1 protein-coding gene is annotated in these 1,561 nt (G+C 62.6%); it reads left to right on the forward strand.

What is annotated here, in order from left to right; all coding sequences use genetic code 11:
- A partial coding sequence (locus tag CAG47_RS27585; RefSeq protein WP_085729443.1) for an aldehyde dehydrogenase family protein occupies positions 1-1,422 on the forward strand: 1,422 nt, incomplete at its 5' end.
- Positions 1,423-1,561: the final 139 nt, after the last annotated feature.

A 1,561-nucleotide genomic window follows, 5' to 3' on the forward strand; every position in this document is an offset into this window, starting at 1 on the left:
CAGTACTTCACCAATACCTCGCCAGTGAATGGCCAACCGATTGCCGAATTCCCCCGCTCCACGGCCGAAGACATCGACAAGGCCCTGGATGCCGCCCACGCCGCGGCCGATGCCTGGGGCGCCACGTCCGTCCAGGCGCGTTCCCTGATCCTGCTGAAAATCGCCGATCGCATCGAACAGAACCTGGAAACCCTGGCGCTCACCGAAAGCTGGGACAACGGCAAGGCCGTGCGCGAAACCCTCAACGCCGACATCCCGCTGGCCGCCGACCACTTCCGTTACTTCGCCGGCTGCCTGCGCGCCCAGGAAGGCAGCGCCGCCGAAATCGACGGCAACACCGTGGCCTACCACATCCATGAACCCCTGGGCGTGGTCGGCCAGATCATCCCGTGGAACTTCCCGATCCTGATGGCCGCCTGGAAACTCGCCCCGGCCCTGGCCGCCGGCAACTGCGTGGTGCTCAAGCCCGCCGAGCAAACTCCGCTGGGCATCACCGTGCTGGTCGAGCTGATCGGCGACCTGCTGCCACCGGGCGTGCTGAACGTCGTCCAGGGTTTCGGTCGCGAAGCCGGCGAAGCCCTGGCCACCAGCAAGCGCATCGCCAAGATCGCCTTCACCGGCTCGACCCCGGTCGGCTCGCACATCATGAAATGCGCGGCGGAAAACATCATCCCGTCCACCGTGGAGCTGGGCGGCAAGTCGCCGAACATCTTCTTCGAAGACATCATGCAGGCCGAACCGACCTTCATCGAAAAAGCCGCCGAAGGCCTGGTGCTGGCGTTCTTCAACCAGGGCGAAGTCTGCACCTGCCCTTCCCGCGCGCTGGTGCAAGAGTCGATCTACGACGAATTCATGCAGGTGGTGATGAAGAAGGTCCTGCAAATCAAGCGCGGCGACCCCTTCGACACCGACACCATGGTCGGCGCCCAGGCGTCCGAGCAGCAATTCGACAAAATCCTTTCGTATCTGGAAATCGCCAAGGGCGAAGGTGCCGAACTGCTGACCGGCGGCCAAGTGGAAAAACTCGAGGGCAACCTGGCGAGCGGGTATTACATCCAGCCGACCCTGCTCAAGGGCACCAACAAAATGCGTGTGTTCCAGGAAGAAATCTTCGGCCCGGTGGTGAGCATCACCACCTTCAAGGACGAAGCCGAAGCCCTGGCCATCGCCAACGACACCGAGTTCGGCCTGGGTGCCGGCCTGTGGACCCGCGACATCAACCGCGCCTACCGCATGGGCCGCGCCATCAAGGCCGGTCGTGTGTGGACCAACTGCTATCACCTGTACCCGGCCCACGCCGCGTTCGGTGGCTACAAGAAGTCCGGCGTCGGCCGTGAAACCCACAAGATGATGCTCGACCATTATCAGCAGACCAAAAACCTGCTGGTGAGCTACGACATCAATCCGCTGGGCTTCTTCTAAAAACCGGAGGGGTGCCACAGGTAGTTCTGTGGCGCCCTTCAAGCAGCCTTCGCGAGCAGGCTCGCTCCCACAGTGGATCCGGGTCAGTCCCCAATATTTAACTCACAAGAGATCCCTGTGGGAGCGAGCCTGCTCGCGA

The organism is Pseudomonas sp. R37(2017), from assembly GCF_002113375.1.
Taxonomy (GTDB): domain Bacteria; phylum Pseudomonadota; class Gammaproteobacteria; order Pseudomonadales; family Pseudomonadaceae; genus Aquipseudomonas.